17 protein-coding genes and 1 tRNA gene are annotated in these 16,231 nt (G+C 67.1%); 14 read left to right on the top strand and 4 right to left on the bottom strand.

Going from position 1 to position 16,231, the window contains the following annotated elements; all coding sequences use genetic code 11:
* The first annotated feature begins 3 nt into the window (after nucleotides 1-3).
* The 4 genes from IFJ75_RS07185 (at nucleotide 4) to IFJ75_RS07170 (ending at nucleotide 2,544) form a co-directional block, all read left to right on the top strand.
* Complete coding sequence (locus IFJ75_RS07185; protein ID WP_207931915.1) at nucleotides 4-435, top strand: NUDIX hydrolase; 432 nt, start codon at nucleotides 4-6, stop codon at nucleotides 433-435.
* 151 nt (nucleotides 436-586) lie between these two features.
* Nucleotides 587-952: a hypothetical protein gene (locus IFJ75_RS07180; RefSeq protein WP_207931914.1), complete on the top strand. Its 366-nt coding sequence runs from the start codon at nucleotides 587-589 to the stop codon at nucleotides 950-952.
* 151 nt (nucleotides 953-1,103) lie between these two features.
* The gene (locus IFJ75_RS07175; RefSeq protein WP_207931913.1) at nucleotides 1,104-2,081 is read left to right on the top strand and encodes an SPFH domain-containing protein; all 978 of its coding nucleotides are present in this window, start codon (nucleotides 1,104-1,106) and stop codon (nucleotides 2,079-2,081) included.
* A gap of 4 nt (nucleotides 2,082-2,085) precedes the next feature.
* On the top strand, nucleotides 2,086-2,544 hold the full coding sequence (locus tag IFJ75_RS07170; RefSeq protein ID WP_207931912.1) for an NfeD family protein: 459 nt from the start codon (nucleotides 2,086-2,088) through the stop codon (nucleotides 2,542-2,544).
* 10 nt (nucleotides 2,545-2,554) lie between these two features.
* Here the strand turns inward: IFJ75_RS07170 and rnhA are convergent, their stop codons facing one another.
* Complete coding sequence (rnhA, locus tag IFJ75_RS07165) at nucleotides 2,555-3,022, bottom strand: ribonuclease HI (RefSeq protein ID WP_207931911.1); 468 nt, start codon at nucleotides 3,020-3,022, stop codon at nucleotides 2,555-2,557.
* 105 nt (nucleotides 3,023-3,127) lie between these two features.
* Here rnhA and IFJ75_RS07160 point away from each other — a divergent pair, with 105 nt between their 5' ends.
* From IFJ75_RS07160 to IFJ75_RS07145, 4 genes are all read left to right on the top strand, one after another.
* On the top strand, nucleotides 3,128-3,346 hold the full coding sequence (locus tag IFJ75_RS07160) for a twin-arginine translocase TatA/TatE family subunit (protein ID WP_207931910.1): 219 nt from the start codon (nucleotides 3,128-3,130) through the stop codon (nucleotides 3,344-3,346).
* 28 nt (nucleotides 3,347-3,374) lie between these two features.
* The gene (tatB, locus tag IFJ75_RS07155; protein ID WP_404822079.1) at nucleotides 3,375-3,971 is read left to right on the top strand and encodes a Sec-independent protein translocase protein TatB; all 597 of its coding nucleotides are present in this window, start codon (nucleotides 3,375-3,377) and stop codon (nucleotides 3,969-3,971) included.
* Nucleotides 3,968-4,855, top strand: coding sequence for a twin-arginine translocase subunit TatC (tatC, locus tag IFJ75_RS07150; protein ID WP_207931909.1), 888 nt, complete (start codon nucleotides 3,968-3,970; stop codon nucleotides 4,853-4,855). Before tatB ends, tatC begins: the two co-directional genes overlap by 4 nt.
* 129 nt (nucleotides 4,856-4,984) lie before the next feature.
* A complete protein-coding gene (locus IFJ75_RS07145; RefSeq protein ID WP_207931908.1) occupies nucleotides 4,985-6,523 on the top strand; it encodes a putative bifunctional diguanylate cyclase/phosphodiesterase in 1,539 nt (512 codons plus the stop codon).
* Nucleotides 6,524-6,597: 74 nt separating this feature from the next.
* Here the strand turns inward: IFJ75_RS07145 and glnA are convergent, their stop codons facing one another.
* Nucleotides 6,598-8,007, bottom strand: coding sequence for a type I glutamate--ammonia ligase (gene glnA / locus IFJ75_RS07140; RefSeq protein WP_207931907.1), 1,410 nt, complete (start codon nucleotides 8,005-8,007; stop codon nucleotides 6,598-6,600).
* A 72-nt stretch (nucleotides 8,008-8,079) separates the two neighbouring features.
* On the bottom strand, nucleotides 8,080-8,418 hold the full coding sequence (locus tag IFJ75_RS07135) for a P-II family nitrogen regulator (protein ID WP_207931906.1): 339 nt from the start codon (nucleotides 8,416-8,418) through the stop codon (nucleotides 8,080-8,082).
* Between the two features lie 114 nt (nucleotides 8,419-8,532).
* On the opposite strand from IFJ75_RS07135, the gene IFJ75_RS07130 reads away from it, so the two are divergent.
* The 3 genes from IFJ75_RS07130 to IFJ75_RS07120 all read left to right on the top strand — a co-directional run bounded on the left by IFJ75_RS07130 (nucleotide 8,533) and on the right by IFJ75_RS07120 (nucleotide 9,889).
* Entirely contained in the window at nucleotides 8,533-9,351 is an 819-nt protein-coding gene (locus tag IFJ75_RS07130; RefSeq protein WP_207931905.1) for an NAD(P)H-hydrate dehydratase, read from the top strand.
* A 107-nt stretch (nucleotides 9,352-9,458) separates the two neighbouring features.
* Entirely contained in the window at nucleotides 9,459-9,764 is a 306-nt protein-coding gene (locus IFJ75_RS07125; protein WP_207931904.1) for a hypothetical protein, read from the top strand.
* 40 nt (nucleotides 9,765-9,804) lie between these two features.
* Nucleotides 9,805-9,889, top strand: a tRNA-Leu gene (locus IFJ75_RS07120).
* 180 nt (nucleotides 9,890-10,069) lie between these two features.
* Here IFJ75_RS07120 and IFJ75_RS07115 read toward each other — a convergent pair.
* On the bottom strand, nucleotides 10,070-11,638 hold the full coding sequence (locus IFJ75_RS07115; RefSeq protein ID WP_207931903.1) for an amino acid permease: 1,569 nt from the start codon (nucleotides 11,636-11,638) through the stop codon (nucleotides 10,070-10,072).
* 147 nt (nucleotides 11,639-11,785) lie between these two features.
* On the opposite strand from IFJ75_RS07115, the gene hrpB reads away from it, so the two are divergent.
* The 3 genes from hrpB to IFJ75_RS07100 all read left to right on the top strand — a co-directional run bounded on the left by hrpB (nucleotide 11,786) and on the right by IFJ75_RS07100 (nucleotide 16,204).
* Nucleotides 11,786-14,218 (top strand): ATP-dependent helicase HrpB, encoded by a 2,433-nt coding sequence (hrpB, locus tag IFJ75_RS07110; RefSeq protein WP_207931902.1) that lies wholly within the window; start codon nucleotides 11,786-11,788, stop codon nucleotides 14,216-14,218.
* An 88-nt stretch (nucleotides 14,219-14,306) separates the two neighbouring features.
* A complete protein-coding gene (locus IFJ75_RS07105) occupies nucleotides 14,307-15,119 on the top strand; it encodes a DUF3667 domain-containing protein (RefSeq protein ID WP_225897039.1) in 813 nt (270 codons plus the stop codon).
* An 80-nt stretch (nucleotides 15,120-15,199) separates the two neighbouring features.
* Entirely contained in the window at nucleotides 15,200-16,204 is a 1,005-nt protein-coding gene (locus tag IFJ75_RS07100) for a bile acid:sodium symporter family protein (protein ID WP_207931901.1), read from the top strand.
* Nucleotides 16,205-16,231 lie beyond the last annotated feature (27 nt).

Genomic DNA, 16,231 nt, shown 5'->3' with positions numbered 1-16,231 from the left:
GGCATGGATTTTGCGCCGAAGCCTCCGATTCCCGTGCCCGCCGTCGGCGTCGTCTGCCTGAGAGGCGAGGAGGTCCTGCTGATCCGCCGAGGCAAGGCGCCGAGAGCAGGGGAGTGGTCGCTGCCCGGCGGACGGATTGAACCAGGCGAACGCGCCGTCGACGCGGCCCTGCGCGAACTGCGCGAGGAGACGGGGGTGGAGGCTGACATCATCGGACTGGTCGACGTCGTCGACGGGATCTTTCCTGAGGCCGGCATGCACTATGTCCTGATCGACTACGCCGCGCGGTGGGTTTCGGGAGAACCCCTCGCGGGCGACGACGCCGCCGAGGCGCGGTTCGTGCGGCTTGAGGAGATCGACGCCCTGATCGACTGGGGCGAAACCCGCCGGATCATCCGCAAGGTGTTTGACATGACGGTCGGCCCGGCGAGGTGATCGCCGCCTCGCGCGGTATTCCAGGTTTGGAACGCAGCGAATTATGAAGGCTGGGTTTGGGAGCGAGAGGCGCAAGATAACGGTGATTCGGCAATCGTCGGGTCAGGGGGCTAGCCCGCCGGCGTCACGCCGGCCTTGGAGACCACGACCCATGATGAAGTTCGCGAAGGCGGCGCTTGCCGCCGCCCTGCTCACAATGGCGGCGCCCGCAGCGATGGCCGCGCCCGCCGTCGCTGTCGCCCAGACGACCGAGCCGGTCAGCTTCACGCTGAACAACAAGACCCATCACACCCTGGTGTCTCTCTATATCTCCAAGGTCTCCACCAACGACTGGGAGGAGGACATCTTCGGCAGCGAGGTGCTGAAGGCCGGCGAGAGCGTCGAGGTGACCATCGACGACGACCTGGAAGACTGCAACTACGACGTGAAGGCGACCTTCAGCGACGGCGACGACGTGATCGTGGCCGATCAGGACTTCTGCGAGCTGGACGGCGGTTCGATCGACATCACCGAATAGGCTACGGCGTACAAGGCACGATTGAGGGCGGTCTCTGCGGGGCCGCCCTTTTTGTTTCTTCAGGTTGTCGAAAACCGCTCGAACGCCGTCCGGTTTCCGTGGCGAGCCGTATGGCGAAGGTCTAGGATGAGTCTCGTAAGGGAGACTGTTCATGAGTTATGTCGCCATCGCCCTCGTGGTGATTTTCGCCTTCGTTCTACTGTTCAGCGTCATCAAGATCGTGCCGCAGGGGCGGGAATTCACGGTCGAACGCTTCGGCCGCTACACCAAGACCCTCAAGCCCGGCATCAACATCCTGACCCCGTTCGTCGAGCGGATCGGCCGGCGCATGAACATGATGGAGCAGGTCCTCGACGTGCCCCAGCAGGAGGTCATCACCAAGGACAACGCCATGGTGAAGGTCGACGCCATCGTCTTCATTCAGGTGATGGAGGCCTCCTCGGCCGCCTATCGCGTGGAAAACCTGCCCTACGCGATCACCCAGCTCTGCATGACCAATCTGCGGACCGTGGTCGGCTCGATGGAGCTGGACGAAGTGCTGTTCCAGCGCGACTCGATCAACAGCCGGCTGCTGACCGTCATCGACGCGGCGACCGAGCCGTGGGGCGTCAAGGTCAACCGGATCGAGATCAAGGACCTGACCCCGCCCGCCGACATCACCAACGCCATGGCGCGTCAGATGAAAGCCGAGCGCGAGAAGCGCGCCATCATCACCGAGGCCGAGGGCGAGAAACAGGCCGCCATCGCCCGCGCCGAGGGCGCCAAACAGTCGGCCATCCTCCAGTCCGAGGGTCGCAAGGAGGCCGCCTTCCGCGACGCCGAGGCCCGTGAACGCGCCGCCGAGGCCGAGGCCAAGGCGACGGCCATGGTGTCCGAAGCCATCGCCCGCGGTGACGTCAACGCCATCAACTACTTCGTCGCCCAGAAGTATGTGGAGGCCTTCGCCGAACTGGCCCGCAACCCGACCCAGAAGACGGTCATCGTCCCCGCCGAGATGAGCGGCCTGGTCGGCACGATCGCGGGGATCGGCCAACTGGTCGGCCTGGCCCAGGACCAGCAGTCGCGTCCGACGCCGCCCACACCGCCCGCGCCCGCCCGTCGCGGCGGCGCCGTACCCCCGAGCGCGTGACGCCATGAGCGCCCTTATCGACATCTACGCCGCCCAGCCCTTCTGGCTGTGGCTGGCGGTCGGGGTGGTCCTGCTGGGGATCGAGGCGGCGATCTCGACCGAATGGCTGCTCTGGCCGGCGGTCTCGGCCGGGGTGGTCGCCGTGGTCTGCGCCCTGGGTCTTCGGCTCGGCTTCCCGGCGGAGGCGGCCCTGTTCGCCATCCTGACCCTGGCATCGACATTCGCCTCGCGCCGGCTGGTGCAGCGGCTCAATCCGGATGAGCACCCGGACATCAACGACCGCGACGACCGCCTGATCGGCCAGCGCGCCCGGGTGGTCGAGGGCTTCGTCGACGGTCGTGGCCGGGTCTTCGTCTCGGGCGCGGAATGGCCCGCCGAGATCGAGGGCGAGCCGCCCATGGTCGGCGACAGCGTGGTGGTGGAGCGGACGACCGGCTCGGGCCTGAAGGTGAGGGTGGCCTAGGAGCGGGTCTCTAGGGGCGGGCGCGGGCCGCCGCCTTCATCTCGCTGATGCCGCGGTTGGCCAGTTCGTCGGCGCGCTCGTTGAGCGGATGGCCAGCGTGGCCCTTGACCCAATGCCATTTGACCTTGTGCTTCGCGCGCGCCGCGTCGAGCCGCTTCCACAGGTCGTCGTTCTTGACCGGCTTCTTGTCCGCCGTCAGCCAGCCGCGCGACTTCCAGCCCGGGATCCATTTGGTGATGCCGTCCAGGACGTATTTGCTGTCGGTGTGCAGATCGACGTCGCACGGCCGGGTCAGGGCCTCCAGCGCCATGATGGCGCCCACCAGCTCCATGCGGTTGTTGGTCGTCAGGGGTTCGCCGCCCGACATTTCCTTGGTCTTGCCCGCCGCCTGGAGAATCGCCCCCCAGCCACCGGGGCCCGGATTGCCCTTGCAGGCGCCGTCGGTGTGGATGATCACGTGATTTGAGGGGGCGTTCATGGCGGTGTGACTACAGCGTCGATTGCCGCGCCGCCAAGCAATAGCCTATATGGCGCCTGAAGATTTGTGACGGGGCCGAATCCGGCCCCTTTGGGAGACGCCGCCGTGGGCAGCATGAGCATCTGGCATTGGGCCATCGTCGCGGTCGTCGTGCTGCTGGTTTTCGGCGGACGCGGCAAGCTGTCCAACATCATGGGCGACGCGGCCAAGGGCATCAAAGCCTTCCGTGAAGGCCTGAAGGACGACGACAAGAAGGACGGTCCCTCGGACGGCGTGTCGAGCCTGCCGCGCACCGACGCCGAAAAAGAAGAGCTGAAGCGCTAGTCGCTACTGACCGGAAAGAGCCTGCAGCATGGGCGGTCTGGGTCCCGGTATCGGGGGCAGCGAGTGGTTCATCATCGGCCTGGTGGCGCTTCTGGTCGTAGGACCGGAGCGTCTGCCCGGCCTGTTGCGCCAATTGGGCAAGATGGTCGCCAAGGCGCGCGGCATGGCCAATGAGTTTCGCGCCAGCTTCGACGAAATGGCGCGTCAGTCCGAGCTGGACGAACTCCGCAAGGAGGTCGAGGCCCTGCGCACCGGCCAGAACAGCCCCGTGCGGCTGGGCGCCGATGCGGATGCTGCATTCAAGGGCATCAAGGACGAGTTCGACAAGCCGCTGTTTGTCGATACGCCCGCCGTCGCGCCCGTGGTGCCGGAGACTGTCGCCGAGCCGGTCATGGCCCCGTCAGCCTCGGAATGGCCTGACGGCGAGCCGGTGATGATGCCGGTGGCGACCCCGCCTCTGGCCGAGGCTGAGCCCGTCCCGCAGAAGACCCCCGCGAAGCGCAAGGCCGCGGCCAAACCCGCCGCGAAGACCTCTACCAAGGCCCCGGCTACGAAGGCGACGGCCGCCAAGCCCGCGCCGAAGGCCAAGGCCCGTGCGCCGCGCAACAGCAAGCTCGACCTATGACCTACGACCGCAACGAGGCCGAGATCGAGGCGTCTCGCGCGCCGCTGATGGACCACCTGATCGAGCTGCGCGGGCGGCTGATGGTCTGCGTGGCTGCCTTCGCCATCGGCTTTCTGGCCTGTTTCTACTTCGCCGCGCCGATCCAGATCTTCCTGATCAAGCCCTATCAGGCCGCGACGGCCATCCATGCCGTGGCCACGGCCCAGCACAAGCACGCCAATCCGATCGAACTGCTGGAAGTCACCTCCGGCCTGAAGCCTATTCCCAGGGACGGTCAGTCCGCCGTCGAACTGATCGCCACGGCGCCGCTCGAGCAGCTCTACAGCAAGATGAAGATCGCCGGCTTCGGCGCCATCGTCCTGGCCTTCCCGGTAATCGCCTGGCAGCTCTATCGCTTCGTCGCGCCGGGGCTTTACCGCAACGAGCGCGGGGCCTTCCTGCCGTTCCTGGTCGCGGCGCCGGTGCTGTTCGTCATGGGGGCGGCCCTGGTCTATTTCGTCATGCTGCCGTTCGTCATGCTGTTCACGCTCAGTCAGCAGGTCGCGGCCGAAGGCATCGCCGTGGTCCAGACGACCAAGATCTCGGAATATCTGAGCCTGGTGACCTCCCTGCTGCTGGCCTTCGGCCTGTGCTTCCAGCTGCCCGTCGTTACGACGCTTCTGGGGCTGGCGGGCCTGCTGACCTCCAACATCATGGTGGCGGGTCGCCGCTACGCCATCGTCGGGGTCGTGGTCATCGCCGCCGTGGTCACGCCGCCGGATCCGATCAGCCAGCTGATGCTCGCTGTGCCCCTGGTGCTCCTCTACGAAATCTCGATCTGGTGCGTGCGCATCATCGAGCTTCGCAAGCGCAAGGCGGACGACGCCGAAGGTCTGACGGCCTGATTCAGGCGTCGTTCGAGCCGGGCTCGTCCATACTACCGTCGGCATAGAGGCGGCCGGGCCTCTACTCCCGGTGTTTACGGCTTGCCAAGGATTGACGGGCACTCTGACGGTCTCCTGTCAGGATCCGCCGTGAGCCCTGTTCCCGCCCGCCAGCCGCTGGATATCCTCAGCACGGCCGCCGCCCTGTCGATCATGGCGTTGATGGTCGTTCTTCTGGTCATTGCGACGAACGATCCGGCGAACCGGAGCCTGGTCACGACAGTGGCCATCGGTCTGGGCGCTTCCGGCCTCATCCTGTACCGCCAGCTGCGCAAGAACCAGGGCGGGCTGAAGATGAGCGAGGCGCGGGCCCACTATTCCGCGACCCATGATCCCGTCACCCAGCTACCGACCAAATCCCTGTTTCTGGACCGGATGGGCGACCTGCCGGACGAGGCCCGGGTCGGGGTCTTCTGCATCGGCCTGGACCAGTTCGAGGAGTTGTACGACTTCCTCGGCCATGATGTGGGCGACCGGGTCATCGCCGAGCTGTCGAAACGGCTGGCCACCGTCTGTCCCGAGACCGACGCTGTGGCCCGCATAGCCGACGGCGTCTTCGCCCTCTACTGGCGCGACCTGACCCCGGCCAAGGCCGAGGGCGTCGCCGCCCAGCTGCTGCGCCTGCTGGCGGCGCCCTGCGAGGCCGCGTCCAGGGACACCGTCATCTCCGCCTCCATCGGCCTAGCCTTCTGGACGCCTGCGGACGGCCGGCCGGAGGAGGGGCTGCGCCGCGCCCGTCTGGCCATGGCCGGCGCCCGAAAGCACGGCGGCGCGGGTTGGCGCGCCTTCGATCCGGCGATGGACAGCGAACTGCGCGAACGAAAGGCGATGGAAGCCGATCTGCGCGCGGCCCTCGCACAGCCAGAGGGCGCCCTGACCCTGTCCTACCAGCCCCAGATCAACGCCAAGGGCGCCATGACCGGGGTCGAGGCCCTGATGCGCTGGAACCATCCGGTGCGGGGCGTCATCTCACCGACCGTCTTCGTGCCTCTGGCTGAAAACTGCGGCCTGTCGGAAGCCGTCGACCGGTTCGCGCTGAAACAGGCCTTCATCGACAGCCGCCGCTGGCCGTCGATCCGCACCGCCATCAACATCTCCGCCACCCAGGTCCAGGCCGGGGATCTGGTCGGCCTGCTGCAGGGCCTGCTGACCGAGACCGGCGCCTCGGCGAAGTCGCTGGAGATCGAGATCACCGAAAGCGTCCTGCTGTCCGACGATCCCGAGACCTATGAGACGCTGAAGGCCGTGCGCAAGATGGGCTTCACCCTGGCCATCGACGACTTCGGCACCGGCTATTCCAGCCTCGGCTATCTGAGGCGGTTCCCGATCGACAAGATCAAGATCGACCGGTCCTTCGTCACCCATCTGGGCATGCAGCCCGAGAGCGACGCCATCGTCCGCGCCATCGTCGAAATGGCCGAGGCCCTGGACCTGAAGGTGTTGGCCGAAGGCGTCGAGACCCGGGCCCAGGTCGACCGTCTGGCCATCGTCGGCTGCGGGGACATCCAGGGCTTCTATTTCAGCCGCCCGGTCGAGGCCGAGGCCATCGACCGCATGCTGGCCCGCGACGGCGGCCAGACGCCGCGGATTCAGGCCGCGAAGGGCGGCGCCAAGGGGCAGGCGGCCTGAACGGCGGTCCGGACAGGAAAAAGGCGCCGGACGTTTCCGCCCGGCGCCTTGATCGTCTCAACTGATCGGGTCGATCAGCAGCTGTAGTACATGTCGAACTCGACGGGGTGCGGGTGCAGTTGCAGACGCATCACCTCTTCCATCTTCAGCTCGATGTAGCTGTCGATGAAGTCGTCATCCATGACGCCGCCCTTCTTGAGGAAGGCGCGGTCCTTGTCGAGGCTGTCGAGAGCTTCCTTCAGCGAGCCGCAGACCTCGGGGATCGAGCCGCGCTCTTCGGGCGGCAGGTCGTAGAGGTTCTTGTCGGCGGGGCCGCCCGGATCGATCTGGTTTTCGATCCCGTCCAGACCGGCCATCAGCAGGGCGGTGAAGGTCAGATAGGGGTTGCCCATGGGATCGGGGAAGCGGGCTTCGATACGCTTGCCCTTCGGCGACGAGACCCACGGAATACGGATCGAGGCCGAGCGGTTGCGCGACGAATAGGCCAGCTTGACCGGCGCTTCATAGCCCGGGACCAGACGCTTGTAGGAGTTGGTCGTCGAGTTGGCGAAGGCGTTGATGGCCTTGGCGTGCTTGATGATACCGCCGATGTACCACAGGCATTCCTGCGACAGGCCCGCGTATTTGTCGCCGGCGAACAGCGGCTTGCCATCGCGCCAGATCGACTGGTGCACGTGCATTCCCGAGCCGTTGTCCTTGAACATCGGCTTGGCCATGAAGGTCGCCGACTTGCCGTAGGCCGCGGCGACGTTGTGGATGATGTACTTGTACAGCTGCAGGCGGTCGGCCATGGTCAGCATGTCCGAGAACTTCAGGCCGAGCTCGTGCTGGGCCGGGGCCACCTCGTGGTGGTGCTTCTCGGGCTGCATGCCCATGTCGCGCATGACGCCCAGCATCTCGGCGCGCAGGTCCTGGCCCGAATCGACCGGGTTGACGGGGAAGTAGCCGCCCTTCGGCCCGGGGCGGTGGCCCATATTGCCTTCGGTGTATTCGGCGCCCGTGTTGGAGGGCAGTTCGATCGAGTCATACGAATAGCTCGTGTGGCCCGGCTCGGTCGTCCAGCGAACGTCGTCGAAGATGAAGAACTCGGCTTCCGGGCCGAAGTAGACCACATCGCCCACGCCCGAGGACTGGATGTAGCTGAGGGCCTTCTTGGCCATCGAGCGGCTGTCGCGGTTGTAGGGCTCGCCGGTGTCCGGGTTCATGACGTCGCAGAACAGGAACATCGTCGTCGCCTGGTAGAACGGGTCGATGTAGGCCGTGGTCAGGTCGGGCTTGAGCAGCATGTCCGACTCATTGATGGCCTTCCAGCCCGCGATCGACGAGCCGTCGAACATGGTGCCTTCGTTCAGAAACTCTTCGTCGACCAGGTCGATGTCGAAGGTGACGTGCTGAAGCTTGCCACGGGTGTCGGTGAAGCGGACATCGACGTATTTCACGTCCTTGTCCTTGATCTCCTTGAGGATCTTGTCGGCCGCGCTCATTCTCGATGGTCCTGTTTCTTATGGGGAGGAAGCTGTGTCGTCGGGTCCCAGAAACCCTTCGACGGGGTTTGATCAAACGGCCTGGGCGCCGGTTTCTCCGGTTCGGATTCGGATGACGTCGGTGACCTCGGTGACGAAGATCTTTCCGTCGCCGATCTTGCCCGTGCGGGCCGCCGTCTGGATGGCCTCGACCACGGCCGGATAGAGGTCGTCGGCGACCACCACCTCGATCTTGATCTTGGGCAGGAAGTCGATGACGTACTCAGCCCCGCGATAGAGTTCGGAATGGCCCTTCTGGCGGCCATATCCCTTGGCCTCCAGCACAGTCATGCCCTGCACTCCGATGTCCTGGAGCGCCTCTTTCACATCGTCCAGCTTGAAAGGCTTGATGACGGCTTCGATCTTTTTCATTGCAATCCTGAGGCGGCTCTTGATTGGCCGGACGCTCGGGGAGCAAAGGGACATCGCATTGCAGCATAAGGCAAGCCCCATTTGTATTTTCCGTGTCAGAGGACCGACTGATAGATGACGGAATCCAACACCCCGGCTCTATGGCGCAATATTCTGCCGTGGCCCGGTCCGGACGCGCACAAACATCAAAGGGGCCGGCTGGGCGTGGTCTCCGGTCCCGCCTGGAATACGGGCGCGGCCCGGCTGGCGGCGCGGGCAGGTCTGAGGATCGGCGCGGGTCTGGTGCGCATCCTGTGTCCGCCCGGCGCGGCCCCGGTGATCGCCCCGACGGTGACCGCGATCATGATCGACGAATTCCTGTCGCCCGAGGCTCTCGGCCGGCTGGCCGATCCGCTGGACGCCGTGGTCATCGGCCCCGCGGCGGGGCTGGAGGAGGAGACCGGCTACAACCTCGCGGCCCTTGGTCGCACAGGCGCGGCCCTGGTGGTCGACGCCGACGCCCTGACCCTGTTCAAGGACCGGCCCAAGGCCCTGTTCGCCTGTCTGGACCGCGACGACGTCCTGACCCCGCATGAGGGAGAGTTCGACCGGGTGTTCCCGAACCTGCTCAAGCACGGACGCGAGACCGCCGCCTGGGAGGCCGCCCGCGTCGCGGGGGCCGTGGTGGTGCTGAAGGGCCGTGAGACGATCATCGCCTCGCCTGATGGCCGGCTGAGGATCAATCCGAACGGCAGCCCCTGGTTGGCCACGGCCGGCAGCGGCGACGTCCTCGCCGGAATGATCGCGGGCCTGATCGCCCAGCGGATGGACAGTTTCGAGGCCGCCTCTGCGGCGGTCTGGATGCACGCCGACGCCGCCGAACGCTTCGGTCCCGGCCTGATCGCGGAGGACCTGCCGGAGCTGCTGCCGGCAGTGCTGCGCGACCTGAAATAGGGCGAACGGCGCTCGTCGGCATCGTCCACAGAAACGGGAACGGAACGGCAACAAGCGGCTTGAGCCGATCCGCTCGCCTGCCTAGCCTTCGGGGCAGGAGGAGCGCCATGCACGATATCAGGACCGAAAGATTCGCCCGGCCCGGCCTGGGCGCCGCGCCGTCCACGGCGGCGGCCGGCGTGCATGTGACCGGCGCCCAGCTGGTCGTCGCCTGTGCGGGGTCCGGATGCAGCCACGAGATCCTGGTCGATCCCCAGCCCCTGTTCGGCGCGCGCCGCTTCTGGCCCGTCAGCGGCCGCTCCGAGCGGTTCCGCTGCCGCTGCGGCTCGCGCGAGACCCGGCTGACCTATACGGCCGGGGTGGTGGCGAACGACGACCCCGTCAATGAGGACGCGATTCGGCTGTGGGCGTAGACGCGAGCGCGGCCCGCCTGTAGAGCGGCGCTCCTACCGTGCGGATGTGGCGAAACTGGTAGACGCACCAGATTTAGGTTCTGGCATCGAGAGATGTGGAGGTTCGAGTCCTCTCATCCGCACCAACTCTTCCTTCTAGGGGCGCTAACGCTCGGGCTCGCGGAGCCTCGCTGCTTGAGCGCCATTCCGTTCCAGCGCGCTAACGCTCGCGACGCGGTCGCTCGCCGATTAAGCGCCTTGCGGCTGTATCCACCAACAAAAAAGGCCCCGGATCGCTCCGGGGCCTTTCTGTCGTTTCGGTCCGATCAGGTCGTCGCCGGCGGCGGCGGGATGTCGGCGTCGTCTTCGTGGACTTCCATCCGACCCTTGGCCATGTGGCTCTTGCGGTAGCCGTACAGGAAGTAGATCACCAGGCCGACGCCGCCCCAGATCGGCAGCACCATCTTGGCGTCGTGCGGCAGGTTCCAGAACAGGAAGGCGCAGCCGGCGGCCGAGATCGGCGCGATGATCCAGACCAGCGGCATTCTGAACGGCCGGCCACGGTTCGGATCCGTCTTGCGCAGGACCAGGACCGCGATCGAGACCATGAAGAAGGCGAACAGCGTTCCCGAGTTGGAGATGTCGGCCAGCTTCCCGACCGGGAACAGGGCCGCGGCGATGGCGACGGCGATCCCGGTGAACAGGGTCACGATGTAAGGCGTCTTGAACGTCTTGTGCATCTTGGTCAGGCCTTCCGGCAGCAGACCGTCACGCGCCATGACGAAGAAGATGCGGGTCTGACCATAGATCATCATCAGGATGACCGAGGGCAGGGCCAGCATGGCGGCCAGGCCCAGGGCGTTGCCGACCTGCGGGTGACCGATGACGCGCAGGACGTGGGCCAGCGCCTCGTTCGAGCAAACCAGTTGCTGGGCGTTGGCGGGCAGGGCGCAGGCGGCGACGAAGGCGGGCGAACCCGGCTCGACAGCCGCACCGCCGGCGCCGAGCACCGGCTGGGCGCCGATGGCGCCGGCCGCGCCGAGGGCGACCAGCAGATAGAAGACCGTACAGAAGGCCAGCGAACCGATCAGGCCGATCGGCACGTTCTTCTGCGGGTTCTTGGTTTCCTCGGCGGCCGTCGAGACGGCGTCGAAGCCGACGTAGGCGAAGAAGATCGAGGCGGCGGCCCCGACGACGCCCATGCCCGAATAGGCGCCGAACATGCCGTTAGGCGTGAAGGGCGACAGGTTGGCGGTGTCGATGACCGGGAGGGTCAGGACGATGAAGACCGTCAGGGCGATGACCTTGATGGCCACCAAGATGGCGTTGACGCGGGCCGATTCCGTCGTGCCGAGGATCAGCAGGCCGGTCACGGCGAGGGCCACGATGATGGCCGGAACATTGACGATGCCCGCCGAGAAGTCCGGCACCGGGATGAAGCCCTTCATGGCCCAGGTCGGTCCGGCGGATAGAAGATCAGGGAAGTTGAAATGTAGCCCGTTCTCTATCAAGCCCAGCACATAGCCCGACCAGCCGACCGACACGGCCGAGGCCGCGACGGCGTATTCGAGGATCAGGGCCCAGCCGACGCACCAAGCCAGCAGTTCGCCCATGACGGCGTAGGTATAGGTGTAGGCGGAGCCCGAAACCGGGGCCATGGCCGCCAGTTCGGAGTAGCAGAGCGCGGCGACCGCGCAGACCGCGCCGGCGATCACGAAGCTCAGCATCATGCCCGGGCCGGCCTTTTGCGAGGCGGCCGCGGTCAGGACGAAAATGCCGGTGCCGATGATGGCGCCGATACCCAAAAGGGTCAGTTGAACCGGACCTAGCGACCGATGAAGAGACTTCTTCTCGGCCGTGGCTAGAATCGCGTCTAGCGATTTAACGCGCCACATGGATTACCCCTCGACTTGTTGCCCCCGGCTCCTGCCGGTTTGGGCGGGACGCTAACCATGGAAACGGGCTTGTGCAACGCGGTATCAATCGGGTGACCTTGCGACGACGCTTTCATGACCGCCTGCGTTGCCGCTAGAGCGCGTTTGATGCTTCCGATTCATGCTGTTCTCGAAGACCTGAAGACCGCGATTGCCGGGTCGGACGCGGTCGTGCTGGCCGCGCCGCCGGGGGCGGGCAAGACGACGGTCGTGCCCCTGGCCCTGCTGGACCAGGATTGGCTGGGCGACGGCAAGGTGCTGGTGCTGGAGCCACGGCGTCTGGCCGCCCGCGCCGCCGCCGAACGTATGGCGGCGACCCTGAAGGAATCCGCCGGCGAAACCGTCGGCTATCGCACCCGGCTGCAGAGCCGGATCGGACCGAAGACCCGCATCGAGGTGATCACCGAGGGCGTCTTCACCCGCATCATCCTCGAAGACCCCGGGCTCGACGGCGTCGGCGCCGTCCTGTTCGACGAGTTCCACGAGCGCAGTCTGGACGCCGACCTGGGTCTGGCCCTGGCGCGGGAGAGTCAGTCCCTGCTGCGGCCCGATCTGAAGCTGCTGGTCATGTCGGCGACGCTGGATATCGCGGGGGTGTCGGCGCTGTTGCAGGGCGCGCCCGTGGTCGAGGCGCAGGGGCGGATGTTCCCGGTCGAGACCCGTTACCTGGGCCGCAACGCCGCCGAACGGTTCGAGGACGCCATGGCCCGGGCCTGCCGTCAGGCCCTGACCGAGGAGACCGGGTCGATCCTCGCCTTCCTGCCGGGGCAGGGCGAGATCCACCGCACCCTGCAGCGACTGAACGAACAGGTGCACGACCCGGCGGTCGATGTGGTCGCCCTGTACGGTGCGCTGGACAAGGCCGAGCAGGACCGGGCGCTGGGTCCGTCGCCGCCCGGCCGGCGCAAGATCGTCCTGGCCACCTCGGTCGCCGAGACCAGCCTGACCATCGAGGGCGTCCGGGTCGTCATCGACGGCGGCCTGTCGCGTGTGCCCCGCTTCGAGCCGTCCAGCGGCCTGACCCGCTTGATCACCGTCCGCGTCAGCCGGTCCTCGGCGGAACAGCGCCGGGGCCGGGCGGGGCGGGTGGAGCCCGGCGTCTGCTACCGGCTGTGGGACGAGGAACAGACACGCGGTCTGGTCCCGCATCAGCGGCCCGAGATTCTCGAGGCCGACCTGACCGCCTTCGCCCTGGATCTGGCCCGCTGGGGGGCGCGGTCGGCCGAGGAGCTGGCCCTGCGGGACCCGCCGCCCGCCGGCGCCTTCGCCGAGGCGAGGAACGTCTTGACCCGGCTGGGCGCGCTGGATCAGGCCGGCGCCCTGACCGACCATGGGAAGAGGCTGATCGGCATCCCCCTGACGCCCCGTCTGGCTCATCTGGCCGCCGTAGCCGCCGATGCGGGCGAGGCGATGCTGGGCGCGAAGTTGGCGGCGGTGCTGTCCGAGCCGGGGCTGGGCGGCAATGACGTCGATATCCGCGAGCGTCTGCGCGGGTTGGAGCGCGACCGCTCGCCCCGCGCCCGCGACGCGATGAAGCTGGCCGAGCGCTGGAGCCGGGCGGCGTCCCAAGGGCGCGGGAAGGGCGGTGACGGAGACATTGGAACCCTGCTGGCCGCCGCCTTCCCCGAGCGGATCGCCAGGGCGCGCGGCAAGCCGGGCGAGGTGCTGCTGGCTTCGGGACGCGGCGCCTTCCTCGATCCGACCGATCAGCTGGCGCGCGAGCCCTGGCTGGCTGTCGCAGAGGTCGGCGGCGGGGACGCTCGCGACCGTATCCGTCTGGCCGCGCCGGTCGATCCGGCGGCGCTGGAGGATCAGGTCACGGTCGAGGACCGGCTGACGCGCGAACCCTCGGGCCGTATGGTCATGCGCCGCATCCGGCGTCTGGGCGCCATCGTCGTCGACGAGAAGATCACCGGCGCCCCCGACCGCGCCGCCGTCACGGCCGCCCTGAAGGCCGAGGTCGAGCGCGACGGCCTGCGCGATCTGAAATGGGGCGAGCGGGCCTCCGATCTGCGCGCCCGGCTGGTGTGGTTGGCGGGGCTGGAGGACGGCTGGCCCGATATGTCGGAGGCCGGGCTTCTGGCCGAACGCGAGACCTGGCTCTGGCCCCTGCTGGAGACCGTCCAGTCGCTCGAGGCCATCTCCGACGGGGCGCTGGAACAGGGGTTGCGGACCCTGATCCCCTGGGACCGGCAGAGGGCGCTGGACGATCTGGCGCCCGCCCGGCTGGTCACGCCGCTCGGCTCTGCCGCCATCGACTATGCGGCCGAGGGCGGGCCACGCGTCGATATCCGGGTGCAGGAGCTGTTCGGCCTGAAAACCCATCCGACGGTCGGCGGTCATGCCCGCGTCGCCCTGACGCTCGCCCTGCTGTCGCCCGCCCGCCGTCCGGTGCAGATGACCAAAGACCTGCCCGGCTTCTGGTCCGGCAGCTGGGCCGCCGTCCGCGCCGAGATGCGCGGCCGCTACCCCCGCCACCCCTGGCCCGAAGACCCCGCCAACGCCGACCCCACCAGCCGCGCCAAGCCGCGAGGGACCTGAGGCGACGCCCGGGTGCGGATTTCTTCGCTCAGCTTAAGGGTGTGTTGAGCGCGATCGGCGAGCATGCGTCCTATCCCCGGAGGTCCGCGTGTCGACATTGCCTGAAATCGCTGAGGTGGCGCCGACATCGACCCTGCTGTGCCGCAACTGCGCGCACCCCGTCACCGGCCGCTATTGCGGAGAATGCGGCCAGACGGTCGTTCAGCGGGATCGGGTCCTCGACCTCGTCATCGAATGGCTGATGGCGTTTGCCCGGCCGGACGGGATTCTGTGGAGCACCCTGGGACTGCTGCTGCTCAATCCCGGTCGTCTTACGCGGGATTGGTGGGAAGGCCGGCGGACCTTGAGAATGTCGCCGGTCCGGACGGTGTTCGCCGTCGTGGTGTTCGGATCGATCCTGACCCTGGCCCAAAGCCTTGCCTGGCCCAGGAGCGACGGCGTCATCGGGTCGATCCTGCAATTGTTCGTCTTCCAGACGGCTGTGGTCGGCACTGCTGTGACGGCCCTGATCATGCCGCTGCTGCTGCCGTCACGGCTCAAGCGAACCTTTTACCAGCACGTCGCCTTCGCCCTCTACGAGAGCGCCTTCCTCGGGCTGGCGGCCTGTTCCGTTCTGGCGTTCATCGTGGTCTCCGGTCTGTCGGTTCAATACGTCGGCGACTTCGCCGTGGCCCGCCTTCTGATGAACCCGACGATGTCGCTGGCCCCGCTTGTGCTGCCGGTGCTGTTCATCGCGATCGTCGTCCACGGCGTGGCCCATGTGCGGTTCGCCTATGGGCTGTCCTGGTTCGGATCGGCGGCGCGGGTGATCGCCCTGGGGGTGGTGATGTTCATCGGTTCGATGCTGGCCTACGTCATTCTGCAGGTCACCGGGATCACCTACTTCCTCGTTCCGATCTAGCCGTGTGAGCACGGGGAGCGGTCACCGTTCGTGAGGCCCGGCCGGTTGTGCATCGCAGCGCAGAGGCCCAAAGCCTTCGCATGAGCACGTTGCGCCGCCTGATCGACCCCTATCTGCTGATGCTGATCGCGACGGTGGCCATCGCCGCCGTCCTGCCGGCGAGGGGGGAGTGGGCGGTCGTGGCGGAGTGGGTGACCACGGCGGCGGTGGCCCTGCTGTTCTTCCTGTACGGCGCACGGCTTTCGCCCGCGGCGATCTGGGCCGGGCTGTCGCACTGGCGGCTGCAGTCGATGGTGTTCGCCTCGACCTTCGTCCTGTTTCCCCTGATCGGCCTGGCGGTGAACGCCGTCTTCGGCCGCTTTCTGGCGCCCGAGATCGCGGTCGGGCTTCTGTATCTCAGCCTGCTGCCCTCGACGGTGCAGTCGTCGATCGCCTTCACCTCCATCGCTCGTGGCAATGTCCCGGCGGCCCTGTGCAGCGCGTCGCTGTCCAATCTGCTGGGCGTGGTCCTGACGCCGCTTCTGGTCACCTTCCTGCTGCCGGGCGCGAGCGGCGGGATCTCGCTGAAGGCGGTCGAGGACATCTCCCTGCAGATCCTGCTGCCCTTCGTCCTCGGTCAGGCGGCGCGGCCGCTGATCGGCGCCTTCCTGAGCCGCCACGCCAAACTGGTCGGTTACGTCGACCGCGGCTCGATCCTGCTCGTCGTCTATGCGGCCTTCAGCGCGGGCATGGTCGCGGGCATCTGGGGCAAACTGGACGTCCTCGATCTGGGTCTGGTCTTCCTCCTCAACATCCTCGTGTTGGGCGCCGTCATGGTGACCCTGACGATCGCCAGCCGCAGGCTGGGCTTTTCGAAAGAGGACGAGATCGCCATCGTCTTCTGCGGCTCCAAGAAGGGGATGGTCTCGGGCATCCCCATGGCCGCCATCCTGTTCGCCGGTCAGGCGGTCAGCCTGATCGTTCTGCCGCTGATGCTGTTCCACCAGATCCAGCTGTTCGTCTGCGCCGTCCTGGCCCGCCGTTACGCCGAACGGCCCGAAGGCGAACCGGCGCCGGTGAAGGAAACGGCAGAGCTTCCGGCTTGACCTGACCGGTCGCCCCGCGCATCCCAT

This window comes from Brevundimonas goettingensis (assembly GCF_017487405.1).
In the GTDB taxonomy this organism is placed as follows: Bacteria; Pseudomonadota; Alphaproteobacteria; order Caulobacterales; family Caulobacteraceae; genus Brevundimonas; species Brevundimonas goettingensis.
Note: the sequence above shows the minus strand (reverse complement) of the source record. Positions and strands in the feature narration are given on the sequence as shown.

What these genes read in the sequence shown, in the direction of transcription:
- IFJ75_RS07180 (WP_207931914.1), top strand. Translation starts at nt 587, where the DNA reads ATGATGAAGTTCGCGAAGGCGGCGCTTGCCGCCGCCCTGCTCACAATG.
- hrpB (WP_207931902.1), top strand. Translation starts at nt 11,786, where the DNA reads ATGCTTCCGATTCATGCTGTTCTCGAAGACCTGAAGACCGCGATTGCC.
- tatC (WP_207931909.1), top strand. Translation starts at nt 3,968, where the DNA reads ATGACCTACGACCGCAACGAGGCCGAGATCGAGGCGTCTCGCGCGCCG.
- IFJ75_RS07170 (WP_207931912.1), top strand. Translation starts at nt 2,086, where the DNA reads ATGAGCGCCCTTATCGACATCTACGCCGCCCAGCCCTTCTGGCTGTGG.
- glnA (WP_207931907.1), bottom strand. Translation starts at nt 8,007, where the DNA reads ATGAGCGCGGCCGACAAGATCCTCAAGGAGATCAAGGACAAGGACGTG.
- IFJ75_RS07125 (WP_207931904.1), top strand. Translation starts at nt 9,459, where the DNA reads ATGCACGATATCAGGACCGAAAGATTCGCCCGGCCCGGCCTGGGCGCC.
- rnhA (WP_207931911.1), bottom strand. Translation starts at nt 3,022, where the DNA reads ATGAACGCCCCCTCAAATCACGTGATCATCCACACCGACGGCGCCTGC.
- IFJ75_RS07185 (WP_207931915.1), top strand. Translation starts at nt 4, where the DNA reads ATGGATTTTGCGCCGAAGCCTCCGATTCCCGTGCCCGCCGTCGGCGTC.
- IFJ75_RS07175 (WP_207931913.1), top strand. Translation starts at nt 1,104, where the DNA reads ATGAGTTATGTCGCCATCGCCCTCGTGGTGATTTTCGCCTTCGTTCTA.
- IFJ75_RS07115 (WP_207931903.1), bottom strand. Translation starts at nt 11,638, where the DNA reads ATGTGGCGCGTTAAATCGCTAGACGCGATTCTAGCCACGGCCGAGAAG.
- IFJ75_RS07135 (WP_207931906.1), bottom strand. Translation starts at nt 8,418, where the DNA reads ATGAAAAAGATCGAAGCCGTCATCAAGCCTTTCAAGCTGGACGATGTG.
- tatB (WP_404822079.1), top strand. Translation starts at nt 3,375, where the DNA reads ATGGGCGGTCTGGGTCCCGGTATCGGGGGCAGCGAGTGGTTCATCATC.
- IFJ75_RS07130 (WP_207931905.1), top strand. Translation starts at nt 8,533, where the DNA reads ATGACGGAATCCAACACCCCGGCTCTATGGCGCAATATTCTGCCGTGG.
- IFJ75_RS07100 (WP_207931901.1), top strand. Translation starts at nt 15,200, where the DNA reads ATGAGCACGTTGCGCCGCCTGATCGACCCCTATCTGCTGATGCTGATC.